This is a genomic window from Pseudomonas japonica (assembly GCF_013522925.1).
Classification (GTDB): Bacteria; Pseudomonadota; Gammaproteobacteria; order Pseudomonadales; family Pseudomonadaceae; genus Aquipseudomonas; species Aquipseudomonas japonica_A.
This window is the reverse complement of the sequence record NZ_JAAMQU010000001.1, coordinates 315,195-333,437: the sequence shown is the minus strand read 5'-3', so window position 1 is coordinate 333,437 and position 18,243 is coordinate 315,195. Positions and strand designations below refer to the sequence as shown.

The 18,243-nt window shown below is 62.1% G+C and carries 21 protein-coding genes; 10 read left to right on the top strand and 11 right to left on the bottom strand.

Annotated features, from left to right (window positions below):
* Nucleotides 1–2 precede the first annotated feature (2 nt).
* Nucleotides 3–1,376: a 2-oxoadipate dioxygenase/decarboxylase HglS gene (hglS, locus tag G7016_RS01580; RefSeq protein ID WP_181111076.1), complete on the bottom strand. Its 1,374-nt coding sequence runs from the start codon at nt 1,374–1,376 to the stop codon at nt 3–5.
* A 244-nt stretch (nt 1,377–1,620) separates the two neighbouring features.
* On the opposite strand from hglS, the gene amaB reads away from it, so the two are divergent.
* Nucleotides 1,621–3,111, top strand: a complete 1,491-nt coding sequence (gene amaB, locus G7016_RS01575) for an L-piperidine-6-carboxylate dehydrogenase (protein WP_181111075.1) — start codon at nt 1,621–1,623, stop codon at nt 3,109–3,111.
* 32 nt (nt 3,112–3,143) lie between these two features.
* Nucleotides 3,144–4,436 (top strand): L-pipecolate oxidase, encoded by a 1,293-nt coding sequence (gene amaA, locus G7016_RS01570; protein WP_181111074.1) that lies wholly within the window; start codon nt 3,144–3,146, stop codon nt 4,434–4,436.
* Nucleotides 4,437–4,550: 114 nt separating this feature from the next.
* Here the strand turns inward: amaA and G7016_RS01565 are convergent, their stop codons facing one another.
* Nucleotides 4,551–6,044 carry a YifB family Mg chelatase-like AAA ATPase gene (locus G7016_RS01565; protein WP_181111073.1) on the bottom strand — a complete coding sequence of 498 codons (1,494 nt, stop codon included), beginning with the start codon at nt 6,042–6,044 and terminating at the stop codon, nt 4,551–4,553.
* Between the two features lie 264 nt (nt 6,045–6,308).
* Nucleotides 6,309–6,674, bottom strand: coding sequence for a PBECR2 nuclease fold domain-containing protein (locus G7016_RS01560; protein ID WP_258195036.1), 366 nt, complete (start codon nt 6,672–6,674; stop codon nt 6,309–6,311).
* 411 nt (nt 6,675–7,085) lie between these two features.
* On the opposite strand from G7016_RS01560, the gene G7016_RS01555 reads away from it, so the two are divergent.
* Together G7016_RS01555 and yghX are read left to right on the top strand one after the other, a co-directional pair.
* Nucleotides 7,086–7,493, top strand: a complete 408-nt coding sequence (locus G7016_RS01555) for an NUDIX hydrolase (protein ID WP_181111071.1) — start codon at nt 7,086–7,088, stop codon at nt 7,491–7,493.
* A gap of 72 nt (nt 7,494–7,565) precedes the next feature.
* Nucleotides 7,566–8,450: a YghX family hydrolase gene (gene yghX, locus G7016_RS01550; RefSeq protein ID WP_181111070.1), complete on the top strand. Its 885-nt coding sequence runs from the start codon at nt 7,566–7,568 to the stop codon at nt 8,448–8,450.
* 7 nt (nt 8,451–8,457) lie between these two features.
* On the opposite strand, the gene G7016_RS01545 is transcribed toward yghX, so the two are convergent.
* Together G7016_RS01545 and G7016_RS01540 are read right to left on the bottom strand one after the other, a co-directional pair.
* Nucleotides 8,458–9,375: a LysR substrate-binding domain-containing protein gene (locus G7016_RS01545; RefSeq protein ID WP_181111069.1), complete on the bottom strand. Its 918-nt coding sequence runs from the start codon at nt 9,373–9,375 to the stop codon at nt 8,458–8,460.
* Between the two features lie 50 nt (nt 9,376–9,425).
* Entirely contained in the window at nt 9,426–9,710 is a 285-nt protein-coding gene (locus tag G7016_RS01540) for an accessory factor UbiK family protein (protein ID WP_181111068.1), read from the bottom strand.
* 414 nt (nt 9,711–10,124) lie between these two features.
* Between G7016_RS01540 and glnK the strand changes: the two genes are divergently transcribed.
* The 4 genes from glnK to sutA all read left to right on the top strand — a co-directional run bounded on the left by glnK (nt 10,125) and on the right by sutA (nt 12,905).
* Nucleotides 10,125–10,463: a P-II family nitrogen regulator gene (gene glnK / locus G7016_RS01535; RefSeq protein WP_002555808.1), complete on the top strand. Its 339-nt coding sequence runs from the start codon at nt 10,125–10,127 to the stop codon at nt 10,461–10,463.
* A gap of 36 nt (nt 10,464–10,499) precedes the next feature.
* Nucleotides 10,500–11,834 (top strand): ammonium transporter, encoded by a 1,335-nt coding sequence (locus G7016_RS01530; protein WP_181111067.1) that lies wholly within the window; start codon nt 10,500–10,502, stop codon nt 11,832–11,834.
* A 228-nt stretch (nt 11,835–12,062) separates the two neighbouring features.
* A complete protein-coding gene (locus G7016_RS01525; RefSeq protein ID WP_181111066.1) occupies nt 12,063–12,485 on the top strand; it encodes a secondary thiamine-phosphate synthase enzyme YjbQ in 423 nt (140 codons plus the stop codon).
* A 93-nt stretch (nt 12,486–12,578) separates the two neighbouring features.
* Nucleotides 12,579–12,905 (top strand): transcriptional regulator SutA, encoded by a 327-nt coding sequence (sutA, locus tag G7016_RS01520; RefSeq protein ID WP_181111065.1) that lies wholly within the window; start codon nt 12,579–12,581, stop codon nt 12,903–12,905.
* Nucleotides 12,906–12,964: 59 nt separating this feature from the next.
* Here sutA and G7016_RS01515 read toward each other — a convergent pair whose 3' ends face one another.
* From G7016_RS01515 to lptM, 6 genes are read right to left on the bottom strand one after another with little or no spacing between them, the layout of a single operon-like run.
* On the bottom strand, nt 12,965–13,660 hold the full coding sequence (locus tag G7016_RS01515) for an HAD family hydrolase (RefSeq protein ID WP_181111064.1): 696 nt from the start codon (nt 13,658–13,660) through the stop codon (nt 12,965–12,967).
* Nucleotides 13,657–14,559, bottom strand: coding sequence for a tyrosine recombinase XerC (gene xerC / locus G7016_RS01510; RefSeq protein ID WP_181111063.1), 903 nt, complete (start codon nt 14,557–14,559; stop codon nt 13,657–13,659). Before xerC ends, G7016_RS01515 begins: the two co-directional genes overlap by 4 nt.
* A 2-nt stretch (nt 14,560–14,561) precedes the next feature.
* The gene (locus G7016_RS01505) at nt 14,562–15,266 is read right to left on the bottom strand and encodes a DUF484 family protein (RefSeq protein ID WP_181111062.1); all 705 of its coding nucleotides are present in this window, start codon (nt 15,264–15,266) and stop codon (nt 14,562–14,564) included.
* Nucleotides 15,267–15,285: 19 nt separating this feature from the next.
* Entirely contained in the window at nt 15,286–16,116 is an 831-nt protein-coding gene (dapF, locus tag G7016_RS01500; RefSeq protein ID WP_181111061.1) for a diaminopimelate epimerase, read from the bottom strand.
* Between the two features lie 5 nt (nt 16,117–16,121).
* Nucleotides 16,122–17,369, bottom strand: coding sequence for a diaminopimelate decarboxylase (gene lysA, locus G7016_RS01495; RefSeq protein WP_181111060.1), 1,248 nt, complete (start codon nt 17,367–17,369; stop codon nt 16,122–16,124).
* Between the two features lie 8 nt (nt 17,370–17,377).
* Nucleotides 17,378–17,515, bottom strand: a complete 138-nt coding sequence (gene lptM / locus G7016_RS01490) for an LPS translocon maturation chaperone LptM (RefSeq protein WP_181111059.1) — start codon at nt 17,513–17,515, stop codon at nt 17,378–17,380.
* Nucleotides 17,516–17,692: 177 nt separating this feature from the next.
* Between lptM and cyaY the strand changes: the two genes are divergently transcribed.
* Nucleotides 17,693–18,025: an iron donor protein CyaY gene (cyaY, locus tag G7016_RS01485; RefSeq protein WP_181111058.1), complete on the top strand. Its 333-nt coding sequence runs from the start codon at nt 17,693–17,695 to the stop codon at nt 18,023–18,025.
* Nucleotides 18,025–18,240: a DUF1289 domain-containing protein gene (locus tag G7016_RS01480; protein WP_181111057.1), complete on the top strand. Its 216-nt coding sequence runs from the start codon at nt 18,025–18,027 to the stop codon at nt 18,238–18,240. The genes cyaY and G7016_RS01480 overlap by 1 nt, the downstream gene beginning before the upstream one ends.
* Nucleotides 18,241–18,243 lie beyond the last annotated feature (3 nt).

Sequence of the window (18,243 nt, the reverse complement as noted above, 5' to 3'; positions counted from 1 at the left end):
GGTCAACCCAGCTGTGCCTCGCACGCCTGCAGCGAGCGCAGCTGGGTTTGTTCATACAGCGCCATTTCATCGATAACCGGCCGGCCGAGCGCTTGTTCGAACTGCGCGCGGTTTGCATTGCTGCCGTATTCGCTGCGCGCTTCACCACCCAGGTTGGACTGGAAAATCCCCGCCGCACTTACCGGCAGGAAGTCCTCGTAGATCACGGGCTCGCACTGCACCGCACCCTCTGCCAGCAGTGTGGTCAGGTCTCTGCCGCGGCTGCCCTCTGCAAGGCCCTTGGCGGTCGGTGCATAGCGGAACCACGCCAGGCCCTGCTCGCGCAGGGCTTGAGCATCGTCCGGGAAATCGCGGAAGGCTTCTTCAAGCAAAGCGCTGTAGCGCTGCGGATCGCGTTCGGCGGGTACGCCGCCCAATCCCGTTCGCGCCTTCTCCAGCAATTGGTCGTACAGGGCGCGGCCGGCGGGCGTAAGCGCGGCTCCGCGCTGCTCTATTTCGCCAAAGCGGGCGGTGTGCGAGCCCGCTGCGCCCTGTGAATCGGTGAAGGCAACGGCTTCCTCCAGCGCCTTGAAGCTAGTCTGCCGCAGCAGGATAGGCTGCTTGCGCTGCGGCGGGCCCTCCACCACGGCCTTGGGCGTGATCCCGCGTGCTGGCATTTGTTGCTGCACGCGGTCGATGTCCAAGGTGCGAGGGGTAAGGTGGTTGATGTGCGGGCCCTTGAAGGCAACCACATCTGCTATCAAACGGTGCTGATCGTGCAGCAACTGGTACTGCGCTTGAGTAACAGTTGCCTGGCGATGCCAGCGGAAGGTTTCCAGGGCCTCGGCCACGAAGCTATCCGCTTCGCCCGGTGTCAGCCCACCCTGTGCTTCATATTGGTCGATGAGCGCCAGCGCCTTGGTCGTGAAAATTTGCCGCTTGGCCAGCAAGCCGGCGGCCATCTCGCGTAACGGCGCATCGTCTATCAGTTCCAGCCGCAACAACGAAGTGAATACCCGGAATGGGCTGATGCGCAGGCTGTCCTCGTGTACGGCTCGAAATGCCGTGGAATGCACCGGTACCCCCGCGGACGACAGGTCGTAGTATCCCACGGGCTGCATGCCCATCACGGCAAACAGGCGGGCCAGCGTTGCCAGTTCCTCGGCGGTGCCTACCCTTATCGCGCCGTGACGCTCCTCATCCAGCCGCTCCAGATCACCTCCCAGGCGCAGGGCGTCCGCAAGCGCGGGTCGTGCGGCCAAGGTGCCCCGGTTGACGTCAGCTACCAAGGCCAGCAGGTCGCCGTACAGTGGCACCTCAGCACGATACATGGCCGACATGGCGCGAGAAAACGAGGCGCGGATATCGTCCGGGCTGGCGAATCCAGTGGTGGGCATGGCAGGGCTCCGTTGCAGGTAGGCGTGGCCTATTCAAGCGGCGGAGGCGTGAACGAGGCAAGCGAAAAAAAGTCCTCGGTTCATTCCTTATTTTCGGGAAGGGCTATGATGCTGCATTCAGCATTAGCCACAAGCGCGTGTCATTCCCTCGCGGAATGATGTGCTGCCAAATCATCGCTTGAGGGTAGCGATCCTCGCAGCGAATATCTCAGTCATCGAAGTTGAATGCGCTCGGAGAACTCACATGATCGACGGTTTGCTGCAACGCCTGGGTGTGCCCGCCACGGCTTATCGCGACGGTAACCATCCCGTGTTCACCCCTATCGACGGCAGCCAGATCGGGTCGATCACCTTGCAGGGCAAGGATGAAGTTCAAGCGCGCATTGGCGCGGCCCATAAAGCATTCCTGACCTGGCGCAACGTGCCGGCCCCTCGCCGCGGTGAGCTGGTGCGCCAGTTCGCTGAAGTGCTGCGAGAGAACAAGGCTCAGCTCGGCGAGCTGGTGTCCGTCGAGGCCGGCAAAATTACCCAGGAAGGCTTGGGCGAAGTGCAGGAAATGATCGACATCTGCGACTTCGCGGTCGGGCTGTCGCGCCAGCTGTACGGTTTGACCATCGCCTCCGAGCGCCCTGGCCACCACATGCGGGAGAGCTGGCATCCGCTGGGGGTGGTAGGCGTGATCAGCGCGTTCAACTTCCCGGTGGCGGTGTGGGCCTGGAATACGGCCCTGGCTTTGGTGTGCGGTAATGCCGTGGTGTGGAAGCCTTCGGAAAAAACGCCGCTTACCGCCCTGGCCTGCCAAGCCCTGCTGGAGCAGACATTGACGCGCTTTGGCGATGCTCCCGACGGCCTTGCACAGTTGCTGCTGGGTGATCGCGAAGCCGGCGAGGCGATGGTGGACGACACCCGCGTGGCGTTGGTCAGTGCCACTGGCAGCACCCGCATGGGTCGCGAAGTGGGCCCGCGTGTGGCCGCTCGCTTCGGCCGCAGCCTGCTCGAACTCGGCGGTAACAACGCGATGATTCTGGCGCCCAGCGCAGATCTGGACCTGGCCGTGCGCGGCATTCTGTTCGCCGCCGTTGGTACCGCAGGCCAGCGTTGCACCACCTTGCGCCGGTTGATCGTGCACCGTTCCATCAAGGACGAAGTGGTTACCCGCGTGAGGGCGGCCTACGCCAAGGTGCGTATCGGCGACCCCCGCGAAAACAACCTCGTCGGCCCGTTGATCGACCGGCAGTCATTCCAGGCCATGCAGGACGCCCTTGCCCGCGCCCGTGATGAAGGCGGCGTAGTACATGGCGGTGAGCGCCAGCTTCAGGCCCAGTACCCTGAGGCCTACTACGTAGCGCCAGCGTTGGTGGAAATGCCCGCTCAAAGCGCTGTAGTGAGGCACGAGACCTTCGCGCCCATCTTGTATGTGATGGCCTATGACGATTTCGAGCAAGCGCTGGAAATGAACAACGACGTCCCACAGGGCCTGTCCTCGTGCACTTTCACCACCGATGTGCGCGAAGCCGAGCGCTTCCAGAGCGCTTCGGGCAGTGATTGCGGCATCGCCAACGTCAACATTGGCACCAGCGGCGCAGAGATCGGCGGTGCGTTTGGTGGCGAGAAGGAAACCGGCGGTGGCCGCGAATCCGGCTCCGACGCGTGGCGCGCCTACATGCGCCGCCAGACCAACACTGTTAACTATTCACGCGACCTGCCCTTGGCCCAAGGCATCGTGTTCGACTGATACACATTGTATTGACCAGCTGAGAGCTTGCGATGCCGCCCCGCCAATTGCGCCAGGAATGTTTGTGGGAACGTGTATTACCCTCCGCGCCGGCACCCAGCCGGCTGGATACGACAGTGCGCACCCAGGTGTGCGTGATCGGTGGCGGAATCACCGGCCTTTGCGCCGCCATTCGGCTGCTCGAACGCGGCTATCAGGTGGTTTTGCTGGATGCGCACCAGGTGGGCCACGGCGGCTCGGGGCGTAACGTGGGGCTGGTCAACGCCGGTACCTGGATCAAGCCGGACGACGTGGAAGCAACGCTAGGTGCGGACATTGGCGGGCGGCTGAACAAGGTGTTGGGTGAAGCCCCGGCGCGGGTGTTCGAGACCATCGCCCGGCATGGCATCGACTGCCAGGCGCACAACGACGGTACGTTGCACATGGCCCACAACGCCAATGGCGCAGCGGACCTTCAAGCCAGGCATGACCAATGGCATCGGCGCGGGGCGAACATCGAGCTGCTTACGGGCGCGCGGTGCCGCGAGTACTGCGGCACCAGCAAAGTTGCGCTGGCACTGCTGGACCACCGCGCCGGGACCATCAACCCGATGGCCTATACCCGCGGCCTTGCGGCAACGCTGCAACGCCTCGGGGGGAAGCTGTATCAGGACACCCCGGTCACCGGCTTGCAGCGTGAGGGCTCGGGCTGGCATGTGAGCACTGCCAGCGGCAGCGTTGAAGCCGACAAGGTAGTGATCGCGACGGGCGCCTATACCGAGGGCGACTGGAACACGCTCAAGGACAATTACTTCCGCGGCTATTACCTTCAAGTGGCCTCGGTCCCTCTCAGTGGTGCGGCGGCAGATGCCATCCTGCCTCACGCCAAGGGTTCCTGGGACACCCGCACCGTACTCAGCAGCATCCGCCGGGACGACCACGGCCGCCTGCTGCTGGGCAGCATGGGCCGGCTGGATAACAAGCCGGGGTGGTTCGTGCGGAGCTGGGCGGACCGTATCCAGCGCCATTACTTCCCCGAACTGGGCCAGGTGGAATGGGAATGCCACTGGACCGGCACTATCGACTTCACCCCCGACCACCTTATGCGGCTTTACGAGCCGGCACCGGGCCTGATCGCGGTCACGGGCTACAACGGCCGTGGCAACACCACCGGTACCGTGCTCGGCGCGGCCATGGCCGATTTTCTCATCGACGACCGCGCCGATGACTTGCCCATGCCGTTCTCCCAAAGCCGGCCGGTCAGCGTGGCGACATTGCGAAGCGGGTTGTACGAGACGGGGTTCGCGCTGTATCACGCGGGGCAGTGTTTGAGGGTGGTGTTGTAGGGGCTTCTGACCGTGTGGAAAGTTGCGCGGGCTATCGTAGGAGCAAGCGAAGCCGCAGGCGGAGCTCGCGAATGGGAGGTTAGGGCGTCCAGCTTTGGCGGGGCAGTCCATACCTCACCCCGCCGCCGGCCGGTACTGCAATGCCTCGGCCAAGTGTTCCCGCCCAATACTTGCCTGCCCTTCAAGGTCGGCCAATGTTCTGGCGACTTTCAATAACCGGTGCGCCGCCCTTAGCGACAGCGTGAGCCGCTCGCAAGCCTGCTCCAGCCAGGTTTCATCCACCTTTACGAGCTGGCAGTGGGTGCGCAAGCTGTTGAGGTCCAGAAACGCATTGGCACAACCCTGGCGCTGAAGCTGGATGCCCCGGGCGCGGGCAACCTGTTCCGCAACCATGGCGGTTGATTCGCCGCGTGGCCCGTCGGGGTTGAGCGTGGTGGTTTCTCGTGCAACGGTTACGTGCAGGTCGATGCGGTCCAGCAGGGGGCCGGAGAGCTTGTTGCGGTAGCGGTCGATTTGCTCGGTGGTGCAGCGGCAGCGCCCGGTGGTATCGCCCAGGTAGCCGCAAGGGCAGGGGTTCATCGCCGCGACCAACTGAAAGCGCGCCGGAAAGCGGATCTTGTCCCGGGCCCTGGCGATCACGATTTCGCCGGACTCCAAGGGCTCGCGTAGCACCTCCAGTACCTTGCGGTCGAACTCGGGCAATTCATCAAGGAACAGCACGCCGTGGTGGGCGAGGGTGATTTCGCCCGGTTGTGGCCGGCCACCTCCGCCCACCAGCGCGGCCCCGGAGGCCGAATGGTGTGGATGGCGAAACGGCCGCTGCGGCCAGCTGCTCAAGGGTACATGGCTGGCCACAGAATGAATCGCTGCCACTTCAAGTGCTTCGTGTTCACTGAGCGGTGGCAACAACCCCGGCAACCGGCTGGCGAGCAAGGTTTTACCGGTACCCGGTGGGCCGCTGAACAACAGGTTATGAGCGCCGGCGGCGGCCACGAGCAAGGCGCGTTTGGCGGCGATTTGCCCCTGCACCTCGTTCAGGTCCGGATACGGCCGGGAAACCAGGCACAGCCCTTGCGCCTTGAAGGGGCTGAGGGGCTTTTGCCCGTTGAAGTGGCCGACGAGTTCCAACAGGTTACCCACCGCAATGACGGTAAGCCCGTTCGCCAGCGAAGCCTCCTCGGCGTTGGCCTGCGGTACCACCAAGGTACGGCCGGCGTCCCGTGCCGCCAGCGCAGCCGGCAATACACCTTGAACGGACCGCACAGCGCCGGACAACGCCAGCTCTCCCAGGCACTCCACATCGCGCAACGCATCGGCGGGTACCTGCCCGCTGCCAGCCAGAATGCCCAATGCGATGGCCAGATCGAACCGACCGCCGTCCTTGGGCAGGTCAGCGGGCGCAAGATTGAGCGTGATACGCCGCGGCGGAAAGGTCAGGCCCGAGTTCACGATGGCACTGCGTACCCGGTCCTTGCTTTCCTTCACCGATGCTTCCGGCAGGCCTACCAGGGTAAGCGCCGGCAACCCATTGGCCAGGTGCGCTTCAACCAAAACTGCGGGCGCGCCAACCCCTACCTGGGCACGGCTGTAAACGATAGCGAGGGACATGCTGGCTCCAGTGAATCGCTTCCTTGCGAAGGGCGGAGATTAGCGCAGGGGGGGGAGAGGGGGCGAGCCGGTGTTTGCCGGGATGTTTCATCCAACAGACCAACCTTCCAAGGTTGACAGCATCGAAAAGAGTGGCAAACTTTACCCAAGAGCGCGAAACCGGCGACCTTCAGGTGGTAATGGCCGGCGTTAGGAACCCCGTTGATGACCTGAACATCAGCGCTCGGGTGAGACCTCTTCTCCCCCGCTTGAGGGAGCATAATATCAAGCGTCTTTCAATACTTCTTTATAACAGGCGTAAACAAGCTGGCCTGCTCTATGTTTATTTAGCGATTTTTTATCGCAGTTCATATAGTTCCACAGCATGTGACCTTTGCTTACGTTTATGATTATGAGCATCTGATATTTCGTCGGGTATGCACCTATGAACGAAAGTCGGAATGATTTATCGTCATACATTACTTGCCATACCTCTAACGGGTTACTCAGCGTGTGGGCAGCGAAGTGAGCAAACCTTTCCCGTGCGTTAGCGCGTTTTTGCACTATGTGTAAAAGATAATCCCGTCGGGCCTGGATCGGCCCTATGGGTGTACTAATGAATTTAAATTGCTCGTCCTCCGTGAAGCCCAATGCTTTCGCAACCTGGCGCAAGGCAGCATCCGTATCACTCGCGCCCGAGATCTCATGTATTTTAGAATCAGTAGTATCATGTCTCGCACATCCGCCAAACCTAACGTCTTCCAGTTGGTCTGGCTACCTACTTTCTTCGCCTCGCAGTGTTGCATGCCATTTGACCCAGGATGCTGTGGCGAATAGTGCAATTTTGGACTGGGAAAACCAACTTTTCAACTGAGCCCGCTCTAAGCTCTTATTTTCAATTGAAAGAGAATGATTCTGCACAATATATTGTTCAGTTAAGTTTGATTTAATTTGATTTGATGCTGTCCATCCACTTAAGGATTCGCTACGAATCACGTATACACAGGGGCATGCCATTCAGTAACTCCAGATATAATCGGATTTTATCTGCGAGATATGTCCATGAATCGCGTCATCCTCATCGCCGCCGCCCTCCTGCTCGACCCCCAGGGCCGTACCTTGCTCGTGCGCAAGCGCGGCACCGCCTTTTTCATGCAGCCTGGCGGCAAGATCGAGCCCCATGAGCAGCCAGTACAGGCACTGGCGCGGGAGCTGGAAGAGGAGTTGGGCGTGCGGATCGAGCCAGGCCAGGCAACTTACCTTGGCGCCTTTGCCGCGCCGGCGGCGAACGAGCCGGGCTTTGAAGTACGTTGCGAGCTGTTCGAAGTGATGTTCGACGGCCCGGTGCAACCTGCGGCTGAAATCGAAGAAGCGGTTTGGGTAAATGCCGAGCAGGCTCAGGCCTTGCAGCTGGCGCCGCTTACCCGGGATTGGGTACTGCCACGGTTTTTCGCCGAGGCAGTGAGCTGACCTCAAGGCTGCGCTTCCTCGCCGCTCGGCTATAGTCATTCGACGCCCGCCTGAACGCCGAAGGAGCGCTCGATGACCCGCCTGACTGCCAAGGACTTCGCCCCCGAACTGCTTGAGCTCTATGACTACTACGCCCATGGCCGTATCAGTCGGCGGGATTTTCTCGACCGCGCCGCAGCCTTCACCGTCGCCGGGCTCTCTGCATCTGCCTTGCTTGCCAGCCTCAGCCCCAATTACGCCCTGGCACAGCAAGTCGAATTTACCGATCCCGATATCCTTCCCGAATACCTGACGTACCCGTCGCCCAAGGGGCACGGCCAAGTGCGAGGGTATCTGGTACGGCCGGCGAAGAAGGAAAAAGCGCCAGCCGTGGTAGTGGTCCATGAGAACCGGGGCCTTAACCCGTATATCGAAGACGTTGCACGCCGCCTTGCCAAGGCGGGTTTCGTAGCGTTTGCCCCGGATGGCCTGAGCTCGGTAGGCGGTTATCCAGGCAATGACGACAAAGGCCGCGAACTGCAGCAAAAGGTCGACCCGCAGAAACTGATGAACGACTTCTTCGCGGCAATTGAATGGATGAAGGCCCACCCGGCAGCCACCGGCAAGGTGGGGATTACCGGCTTTTGTTATGGTGGTGGCGTGTCCAATGCCGCTGCGGTCGCCTATCCCGAGCTGAGCGCTGCGGTGCCGTTCTATGGTCGCCAACCCAAGGCCGAAGACGTTCCCCGGATAAAGGCGCCCCTGCTATTGCACTATGGCGAACTGGACACTGCCATCAACGAAGGCTGGCCCGCCTATGAGCAGGCGCTGAAGGCCGCCAACAAGACCTACGAGGCCTACATTTACCCGGGCGCCAATCATGGCTTTCACAACGACTCCACCCCTCGCTACGATCAGGCCGCTGCCAACCTGGCGTGGGAGCGTACCCTGGCCTGGTTCAACCGATACCTTGCCTGAGGCCTGCCTACATCCAAACCCCACCGTCGCCCATGTGCTGCTCCAGCCGGGCTCGCAGCCAGCGCTCGGCGGGGTCGGTGTCGGTGATGCTCAGCCACACCATGGACAATTCCAGTGCAGGTGTTTCAAAGGGGAGCGGCTCGGCATGCAGTGTGCCCCAGGTTTCCATGGCGGTCGCGGCATAATCGGGGCAGCCCGCCAGCAAGTCGGTTCCCGCGAGTATGGCCGGGAGTGAGCTGAATTGGGGCACCGACAGCACTACCTTTCGGGTGCGGCCGATTTCATCGAGCCATTCGTCGGCTATACCCCGGGTATTGGCTGTGTGCGACACAACCACATGAGGCCGGCTGCAGTACTCATCCAACGTGAGTGGGCTACCTGAAATGTCAGCTCGCAGTACCCGGGCATGCATTCGACGAAGCAGCTTGCGCTTGGCATTGGCCGGCAACCCGCGGGTCTGGCTGATCCCTACGGTGATGTCACCGGCGGCAAGCAGGTCGGGAATGCGCCAGTAGTCCACGTGCTGCACTACCACCACAACATCGGGTGCCTCCTGGCGTAACGCACGCAGCAGGGGCGGCAACAATCCAAACTCTACGTCATCGGACAGCCCGATACGGAAGGTCATCTTGCTGGTCGCCGGCTCGAAGTCGTGGCTGAGGCTCAGTGCTACAGACATGGCATCCAGCGCCGGCGAAAGGTGCTTGATCAGCTCCTCGGCACGGGCCGTGGGCTCCATGCGATGCCCGACCCGGATGAACAACGGGTCGTTGAACAGTGCGCGCAGGCGGTTGAGTGCCGCGCTGATCGTGGGCTGGCCGAGAAAGAGCTTTTCCGCGACGCGGGTGACATTGCGCTCGAGCATCAATGCTTCGAACACCACCATCAGGTTGATATCGGCCTTGCGCAGTTCGTTGCGATTCATCGGCGGGCATCTGCGAGCGGGAAGGGCAAGCACCTGCGAGGTGCGTGGTTTCAGTCCTGAGCCGGCGAGGGCGCTTCGGCAGGAGGTTGCGGCAGACGTGCCTCCAGCTCCGCGAGGCGCGCTTCGAGCGCATCCACCTTGGCACGGGTGCGCGCCAGTACCGCCATCTGGGTATCGAATTCTTCGCGGCTGACCAGGTCAAGGCGGCCGAACGCGCTGTTGAGCAAGGTGCGGAACTGGCTTTCGAATTCTTGCCGGGGCGGTAGCGCATCGCCGCCAAGCAGGCGGCTGGCCTGATCGGTGAGCGCGTCGAGGAAGGCTTTTGGCGCAAGCATGTGCGGCGGATCCATGACGAGGAAATTGCCGAAAGTGTATCACGCAGTGGTTGAACAGCTTGGTACAAAGCACTGCACAGTTGTTGGGCGGGCCATTGCACTGCCCCGCACCATTGCTGTGCGTTGGCCTGTGCCATTACTCAAGCCATGACGCTTGAAACCGTCGATTGCCCTGATTTCAAAGCGGCACACAGAGATGGCAAGGTTTCTGCTTGGAGCCAATCGACCCATGCACTGATGGCGACCTGAAAGGCGAACGCAGTGTGCAGGCGGAGCGGGAAGTGTTTCGTCAGGAGCGGTGTCCGCGGCCGGGCCGGCCCTAGCCGGCGGTGCGTTACAAAGGCGGGCACTGCGCTTAGACTTGAGCCGGGTTTGTTTTCCTGGGGCAAGTCCACCAATTCGGGAGAGAGTTTCATGAAGCTAGTCACTGCCATCATCAAGCCGTTCAAGCTGGACGACGTGCGCGAGTCGCTGTCGGAAATCGGCGTGCAGGGCATTACCGTCACTGAGGTCAAGGGCTTCGGTCGGCAGAAAGGCCATACCGAGCTGTACCGTGGCGCCGAATACGTTGTGGATTTTCTGCCGAAGGTGAAGATCGACGTTGCCATTGATGACAAGGATCTGGACCGCGTGATCGAAGCGATCACCAAGGCCGCCAACACCGGCAAGATCGGTGACGGGAAGATCTTCGTGGTCAATCTGGAACAGGCGATCCGCATCCGTACCGGCGAAACCGATACCGACGCTATCTAAGCCGACCCATAGAAAAAAGCCCCAGGAGTAAACAATATGACTCTGCGTCAATTCGCAGGGCTAGGAGCCCTGTTGTCTCTGATAATGCCAGGCCTTGCCCTGGCCGATGAGGCGGCGGCCCCTGTGCTCAATTCCGGCGACACCGCCTGGATGCTCACGTCTACCGCGCTGGTGCTGTTCATGACCATTCCAGGGCTGGCCCTGTTCTATGGTGGGATGGTGCGCTCCAAGAACGTCCTGTCGGTGATGATGCAGTGTTTCGCGATTACCGGCCTGGTAACCGTGCTCTGGTTCATCTACGGCTACAGCCTTGCCTTCGATACCACCGGTATGGAACAAGGCGTGATCAACTTCAACTCCTTCGTGGGCGGCATGGGCAAGGCGTTCCTGGCGGGTATTACCCCGGCCAGCCTCACCTCGGCCACTGCGCTATTCCCGGAAGCGGTCTTCGTGACCTTCCAGATGACCTTCGCAATCATCACCCCTGCGCTGATCGTCGGGGCGTTCGCAGAACGCATGAAGTTCTCGGCCATGCTGGTGTTCATGGGCGTGTGGTTCACCCTCGTTTATGCCCCGATTGCGCACATGGTGTGGAGCGGTAACGGTGGCCTGCTGTGGGACTGGGGCGTACTGGACTTCGCTGGCGGCACCGTGGTGCACATCAACGCCGGTATCGCTGGCCTGGTGACCTGCCTGGTGTTGGGCAAGCGTAAAGGCTACCCCACCACCCCGATGGCCCCTCATAACCTGGGCTACACCCTGGTTGGCGCCGCGATGCTGTGGGTCGGCTGGTTTGGCTTCAACGCCGGTTCCGCTGCAGCCGCCAACGGCACTGCCGGCATGGCCATGCTGGTTACCCAGATCGCCACTGGCGCCGCCGCACTGGGCTGGATGTTCGCCGAATGGATCAGCCATGGGAAGCCAAGCGCCCTGGGCATCGCCTCCGGCGTCGTCGCAGGCCTGGTTGCCATCACCCCCGCCGCAGGCACAGTGGGCCCGATGGGCGCCCTGATCATCGGCCTGGTGGCCGGCGTACTGTGCTTCCTCAGCGCAACCACCCTCAAGCGCAAGCTGGGCTATGACGACTCCCTGGACGCCTTTGGTGTGCACGGTATCGGTGGCATCATCGGCGCACTGCTCACAGGTATCTTCGCAGCCCCTGCCATGGGCGGCTTCGGCACCGTCGAAGACATCGGCGCACAGCTGTGGATTCAGGCCAAGGGCGTTGGCTTTACCGTGATCTACACCGCGATCGTGACCTTCGTCATTCTCAAGGTGCTGGATATGCTGATGGGCCTGCGCGCCTCGGAAGAAGAAGAAGCGGTTGGCCTGGACCTCGCTCAGCACAACGAGCGCGGCTACAACCTCTGAAAACGCATGGCCCGCCACTTGGCGTGCCACTCGTGAAAAAATGCCCGGCTTTCCGGGCATTTTTTATGTCTGAACCTGTCATTGCTTGGAACGCCTGCCTAAACGCCCTCTGGGCTTTTACAGGTGCTGCCGGGCTTTTTTGCTTTTGTAGGAAATGCCTACACCGATACAGGACTTTGCTTTTTTTTCGAGCGCGCTAGAATGCGCCCGAAACCGGGGGAGAACGCCATGTGGCAGCAGACGATCATCACGCTGGCCGCCCGGCCTCGCGGCTTTCATCTGGTAACCGATGAGATCGTAGCGGGCCTCCCTCAGCTGGCGGCTTGTACGGTGGGCTTGTTGCACGTCTGGTTGCAACATACCTCCGCTTCACTGACGATCAATGAAAACGCCGATCCGGCGGTGCGTCGCGATTTCGAACGGTTCTTTGACCGATTGATACCGGACGGCGCACCAGGGTACGAACATAACGATGAGGGCGACGACGATCTCCCCGCGCATTTCAAGGCAAGCCTGCTGGGCTGCCAGCTCAGCTTGCCGGTGCGCTCGGGCCGTCTGGCACTGGGAACCTGGCAAGGGGTTTACCTGGGAGAGCACCGCGACCACGGTGGGCCCAGGCGCTTGATCGCCACGCTGCATGGCGAAGGGTGAGGGCGCGGGCCCTCGGTATTTCTTCCAACTGCGCCGAACTCGCCGGCGCGGCTGGGCTATATACAACTGCTCCGGCAACAATGAGGTAGGACGATGAGCGACGACGATCTGGAACAAGACGACCTGGAAGTAGGCGACGAGGACGACACCGAGGAAGGCCTGGAGACGGCTGCCGAAGACGTTGCCGAGGACGATAGCGATGCCGGCGATAGCCCGGCCCCTGCTGGCAAAGGAAAAAAGGCCGCGGTAAGCGTGGACGAACTTCCCAGCATCGAAGCCAAGCAGAAGGAGCGCGACGCGCTCGCCAGGGCAATGGAAGAGTTCTTGTCCCGGGGTGGGAGAATTCAGGAAGTCGAGCCGAACGTAGTGGCCGACCCGCCTCGCAAGCCGGACAACAAGTACGGCAGCCGACCTATCTGAAGCCGGCCTGCTGAAAAAGAAAAAACCCATCGTCGCCGTGGGTTTTTTCTTGTGCTGCGTCAGCGCCAGCTGGCCAATAGCTCAGGCAATTCGCTGAGTGTGGCAATTTCGCCGTCCGGTACGCTGCCGCCTTCCCATGGCAGGCGAGCCGGGTTGTACCAGACTGCCCGGAACCCCGCCTGCTTCGCGCCCGCGATATCATCCTCTGGGTTGTCCCCTACGTGCACTGCGGCCTCTGCCGTCGCGCCAGCACGTCGCAGCGCCTCCTCGAAGGGGCGTGGGTCGGGCTTGCCCACGCCGACATCTTCGGCGCATAGCGCAAAGCTGAAATAGTCCGCCACCCCTAGCCGGCGAACGTCGGCGTTGCCGTTGGTAATCGCGCCTAGCGTGTAACGCTGTGACAGAGCTTCGAGCGTGGCTGGTGCGTCCGGGAAGAAGTTGACCTGATGGCGTGCTTCGAGGAACGCTTCAAAGCCGTCACGGGCGAGCGCTTGCGCCTGGGCGTGGGGGTAACCGGCCTCTTCAAGTGCGATAAACAGCACTTGCTGGCGCAACTGGCTGATACGGTGCGCCAGGCCAGGGTCGGCGCTTACCAGCCGCTGACGTATCTGGTGCAGCCTCTCCGGCGGAAACGGGCCCAGTTTCGGGGCGTTGGCTGCCAGCCATTCGCGCAATACGATCTCGGCGCTCTGGATCACCGGGGCGGTATGCCACAAGGTGTCATCCAGGTCGAAAGTCACCAATGTGAGGGTCATGGCTGTTCACCGTCCTTTAGACGCTTGGCGCGTGGATGAGCACTGTCGTACACCTTGGCCAGGTACTGGAAATCCAGATGGGTGTAAATCTGCGTAGTGGAGATGTCCGCATGGCCGAGCATCTCCTGTACCGCGCGCAGGTCCTGGGAGGACTCCAGCACATGGCTGGCGAACGAATGGCGGAGCATGTGAGGGTGCAGGCGCTGGCCGAGCTCACGCTGGCCGGCGGCCTGAACCCTCAGCCGTATTGCCTGCTGCCCAAGGCGTTCGCCGCGCTTGCTGATAAACAGGGCGTTGTCGGCAGGGCTTGCCAGGCCACGCATCCGCAGCCACTCGCGTACTGCCTCGCGGGCCTTGCCGCCCACTGGCACCACCCGCGCCTTGTTGCGCTTGCCCTGAACCCGTACCAGGCCTTCGGTGAGGTCAAGGGCATCGAGGTCCAGCCCGGCAAGTTCGGATAACCGCAGCCCGGACGAATAGAACAGTTCGAGCATGGCCTGGTCGCGGCGCCCGATGAAATCATCTTCCACCGCACCATCGAGCAGTTGCTGGGCGCGATCGGTATCCAGCACCTTTGGCAAGCGCCGCTCACCCTTCGGCGCCGACAGGCCTACTGCGGGATTGTGGTCGCAGAGCCCTTCGCGTAGCAGCCACCCGTAGAAGCCCCGCACCGCCGATAGCAATCGAGCAAGGCTTTTGGGCGCCTGCCCGTGCTGGTGGAGCCGGGCAACAAGGCGGCGAAGCCTGGCAGCCGTGAGGTCCGGCCAGGCAGTGATCTGGTTCTGCTCGCAGTACTCGGCCACCTTGGCAAGGTCGCTGCGAAAGGCGCGAAGGGTATGGGGGGACGCCTGGCGCTCGGTGCGCAGGTGGTGGCAGTAACCTTCCACATGCGCTTGCATCGTCAACGTACCGGGCGCACCGCGCCGGTGAAGCGCGGTAGCACGCGGCCCAGGACTTCGGCGATATGCGCCAGGAACAATGTACCCACTGAGCTGCGGTAGTGATCTGCGTCGTCGCTGCCGATGGCCAGGATGCCTTGAATGCCCTGATGTACAAGGGGGGCGAGCGCCGTGGAGGCGACAGCCGAATGTTCGGCCCCGAACAGGAACTCCAACTCATGCGGCCGAAGTGCGCCTGTGACCGGACGAGGCTCGACCAGCAACGCGCCTATGGCCTGTTGTGCCTCGGCCAGGGTTACAGAGCGCCCCACGGGTGTTGGCGCCTCGGTGAACAGCACAAGGCTTACGAAAGGTACCTTGAAGGACTGGCGAAGGCTGTCGTCCACCGCCATCACTACTTCCTCAAGGCTGGTAGCGTCCAGAAGGTCAAGCATCAGCCGCCGGGTTTTCTCGAACAACCGGTCGTTGTCCCGGGCTACGTCCATCAGATGGCTCAAGCGTTGCCTCAGCTCGGTATTGCGCTCGCGCAGCAGCTTGAGTTGGTGCTCCACCAGCGAGACGGTATCGCCTCGCTTGTGGGGGATGCGCAAGTCGGCCAGCAGCGCTTCGTGGCCCATGAAGAACTCAGGGTGCTGTTGGAGGTAGGCCACCACGGCCTCGGCGTCAGCCTCGCCGGCAGGGGCAACAACCTGTGGCTCATCGCTCATCGTCGCTGCTCTCCTGTAGTCACAAGCGTACCTGGCCTTCATATACCCGAACGGCTGGCCCGGTCATCATCACAGGCTGGCCAGGGCCAGCCCATTCCAGCGACAGCCGGCCACCAGGCAGTTCCAAGGTGAGGGGGGAATCCATCCAGCCCTGGGCGATCGCTGCCACGGCCGCCGCGCAGGCACCCGTCCCGCAAGCCCGGGTTTCGCCAGCACCGCGTTCCCATACACGCAGCTTCCCGTGCTGGCGGTCCACCACCTGAAGGAAGCCGGCGTTGACCCGCTCGGGGAAGCGGGGGTGGTGCTCGATGCGCGGGCCCAGGGTTTGCACCGGGGCGGTGTCAACGTTGTCCACGCGCATCACGGCATGAGGGTTGCCCATGGACAGCGCGGCGATGTCATACGCCATGCCGTCGATCTCCAGCACATGGGTGAGCTCGTCGTGGTCGGCCTGGAAAGGCACTTCGGCCGGTGAAAGCCGCGGCGGGCCCATGTCCACGCTGATCTGGCCGTCATTGCGCACGTCCAGCTCGATGATGCCTTTCTTGACCTCTACGCGGATCTTTTTCTTGGCGGTCAGCCGCTTGTCCAGCACGAATCGGGCGAAGCAGCGGGCGCCGTTGCCGCATTGTTCCACTTCCGAGCCGTCGGCATTGAAGATCCGATAGCGGAAGTCGACTTCGGGGTTCGTCGGCGCCTCTACCAGCAACAGCTGGTCAAAACCGATACCGGTGTTGCGGTCGCCCCACTGGCGCGCGTGCTTGGGGGTAATGTGCGCATGCTGGCTGACCAGGTCGATGACCATGAAGTCATTGCCCAGGCCGTGCATCTTGGTGAAACGCAGCAGCATGGCCATTACTCCGGCAGCAGGCTTTCGCCAGCATAGAGTTCGGCGATGGTTTCGCGGCGGCGAACCTCATGTGCCTCGGTACCGTTCACCAGCACCTCGGCGCAACGGCCGCGGGTATTGTAATTGGAGCTCATCACGAAACCATACGCGCCGGCGGAGTGCACCGCCAGCAGGTCGCCTTCGGCCAGGGCCAGCGGGCGGTCCTTGGCAAGGAAGTCGCCGGTTTCGCAGATGGGACCAACGATGTCATACATGCGTGGCTCGCCCTGGCGAGGGCTCACGGCCGCCACGTTCATCCAGGCCTGGTACAGCGCCGGGCGGATCATGTCGTTCATGGCTGCATCGACGATGGCAAAATCCTTGTGTTCGGTGTGCTTGAGGTACTCCACCCGGGTAACCAGCACGCCGGCATTGGCCACGATGAACCGGCCTGGCTCGAACAGCAGGGCCAGGTCGCGGCCTTCGGTGCGCTCGCGCACGGCCTGGATGTACTCGCTGACCTCGGGCGGTTCTTCGTCGCGATAACGCACGCCCACGCCACCGCCCAGGTCGATATGCCGCAAGTGAATGCCGCAATCGCCAAGCCGGTCCACCAGGGCCAGCAGCCGGTCCAGCGCATCCAGGAAGGGCGCCAGGGTGGTGAGTTGCGAGCCGATGTGGCAGTCCACACCCACGACTTCGAGGTTCGGCAATTGAGCGGCGCGCAGGTACACGTCTTCGGCTTGCTCGATGGAAATGCCGAACTTGTTTTCTTTCAGGCCGGTGGAGATGTACGGGTGGGTACCCGCGTCCACGTCCGGGTTGACCCGCAACGAAACCGGCGCCCGCAAGCCCAGTTCCGCAGCCACCGATTGCAGCCGCTCGAGTTCGTCGGCTGACTCCACGTTGAAGCAATGCACACCCACTTCCAGTGCGCGGCGCATGTCGGCTCGGGTTTTGCCCACGCCCGAGAACACCACGCGGTCGGCGCGGCCTCCAGCGGCCAGCACACGCTCCAGTTCGCCACCGGAAACGATGTCGAAACCCGCGCCCAGCCGGGCCAGCACATTGAGCACGGCCAGGTTGGAGTTAGCCTTCACGGCATAGCACACCAGGTGGTCGACGCCTTGGAGGGCATCTGCGTAGGCACGGTATTGAGCTTCGATGTGCGCCCGCGAGTAGACGTACACTGGCGTACCGAAGCGCTCGGCCACGGCCGACAGCGCTACGCCTTCCGCGAACAGCTCGCCGTCACGGTATTGAAAAGCGTTCATATCGGCCCTTATTCGTGTTGGTGCGACTGGCTGTGGCCGTCGTGTTTGGCGTCGTCCGGAAGGTATAGAGGACCCTTCTGGCCGCACGCGGATACGAGGCAGGCAACCGCGACAAGCGCAGCGAATGAGGCGATAAGGCGCTTCATGGCGAAATCCTTTGTATAAACCGTCAGTTGCGCCCGAGTATACCGGCGAGGCGCTGCCTTGCCTACGAAATGACCGCCCCGCCGGGCGGCGGCGCTCCGGCCGATAGTCTTTGCAATCGAGGGAATCTGCTCGTATCTTGCCGCAGTTGTTTGACCCGTCCGATACCGAGGTTGCCCATGAGTTTGACCGAAGCGCGTTTCCACGATCTGGTGGACAGCACCCAGGAAGCCCTGGAAGACGTGTTCGATGAAAGCGATCTGGACGTGGATGTGGAAAATTCCGCGGGCGTACTGACCGTGCGTTTCGACAATGGCAGCCAGCTCATCTTCAGCCGCCAGCCCCACCTTCGGCAGCTCTGGCTCGCGGCCCGTTCGGGCGGTTTCCATTTCGACTACGACGAAGCCAGCAGCAAATGGATGTGTGATTCGTCCGACGAATTGCTCAGCGAAATGTTGGTGCGGATCGTGTTCGAGCAGTCGGGCGAGAAGCTGGACTTCGACGAAATCTGATGGCCGCCAAACCGCTCTACAGCAATATCAGCGACGCGGTGAAATCCCCGTGCGTAAGCCTGTGCAAGCTCGACGAGGAGCGTTACTGCCAGGGCTGTTTCCGCCACGTGGAGCATATCCGCGAATGGCGGGCCGCCAGCGATGAGCGTCGCCGGGAAATCCGCGCGCTGGCCGATCAGCGCAAGGCTTTGCCGGCTGACAGCGGCACCCTCTGATCG

Coding starts and splice junctions, on each gene's coding strand:
- hglS (WP_181111076.1), bottom strand. CDS start 1,376: ATGCCCACCACTGGATTCGCCAGCCCGGACGATATCCGCGCCTCGTTT.
- amaB (WP_181111075.1), top strand. CDS start 1,621: ATGATCGACGGTTTGCTGCAACGCCTGGGTGTGCCCGCCACGGCTTAT.
- amaA (WP_181111074.1), top strand. CDS start 3,144: ATGCCGCCCCGCCAATTGCGCCAGGAATGTTTGTGGGAACGTGTATTA.
- G7016_RS01565 (WP_181111073.1), bottom strand. CDS start 6,044: ATGTCCCTCGCTATCGTTTACAGCCGTGCCCAGGTAGGGGTTGGCGCG.
- G7016_RS01555 (WP_181111071.1), top strand. CDS start 7,086: ATGAATCGCGTCATCCTCATCGCCGCCGCCCTCCTGCTCGACCCCCAG.
- yghX (WP_181111070.1), top strand. CDS start 7,566: ATGACCCGCCTGACTGCCAAGGACTTCGCCCCCGAACTGCTTGAGCTC.
- G7016_RS01545 (WP_181111069.1), bottom strand. CDS start 9,375: ATGAATCGCAACGAACTGCGCAAGGCCGATATCAACCTGATGGTGGTG.
- G7016_RS01540 (WP_181111068.1), bottom strand. CDS start 9,710: ATGCTTGCGCCAAAAGCCTTCCTCGACGCGCTCACCGATCAGGCCAGC.
- glnK (WP_002555808.1), top strand. CDS start 10,125: ATGAAGCTAGTCACTGCCATCATCAAGCCGTTCAAGCTGGACGACGTG.
- G7016_RS01530 (WP_181111067.1), top strand. CDS start 10,500: ATGACTCTGCGTCAATTCGCAGGGCTAGGAGCCCTGTTGTCTCTGATA.
- G7016_RS01525 (WP_181111066.1), top strand. CDS start 12,063: ATGTGGCAGCAGACGATCATCACGCTGGCCGCCCGGCCTCGCGGCTTT.
- sutA (WP_181111065.1), top strand. CDS start 12,579: ATGAGCGACGACGATCTGGAACAAGACGACCTGGAAGTAGGCGACGAG.
- G7016_RS01515 (WP_181111064.1), bottom strand. CDS start 13,660: ATGACCCTCACATTGGTGACTTTCGACCTGGATGACACCTTGTGGCAT.
- xerC (WP_181111063.1), bottom strand. CDS start 14,559: ATGCAAGCGCATGTGGAAGGTTACTGCCACCACCTGCGCACCGAGCGC.
- G7016_RS01505 (WP_181111062.1), bottom strand. CDS start 15,266: ATGAGCGATGAGCCACAGGTTGTTGCCCCTGCCGGCGAGGCTGACGCC.
- dapF (WP_181111061.1), bottom strand. CDS start 16,116: ATGCTGCTGCGTTTCACCAAGATGCACGGCCTGGGCAATGACTTCATG.
- lysA (WP_181111060.1), bottom strand. CDS start 17,369: ATGAACGCTTTTCAATACCGTGACGGCGAGCTGTTCGCGGAAGGCGTA.
- lptM (WP_181111059.1), bottom strand. CDS start 17,515: ATGAAGCGCCTTATCGCCTCATTCGCTGCGCTTGTCGCGGTTGCCTGC.
- cyaY (WP_181111058.1), top strand. CDS start 17,693: ATGAGTTTGACCGAAGCGCGTTTCCACGATCTGGTGGACAGCACCCAG.
- G7016_RS01480 (WP_181111057.1), top strand. CDS start 18,025: ATGGCCGCCAAACCGCTCTACAGCAATATCAGCGACGCGGTGAAATCC.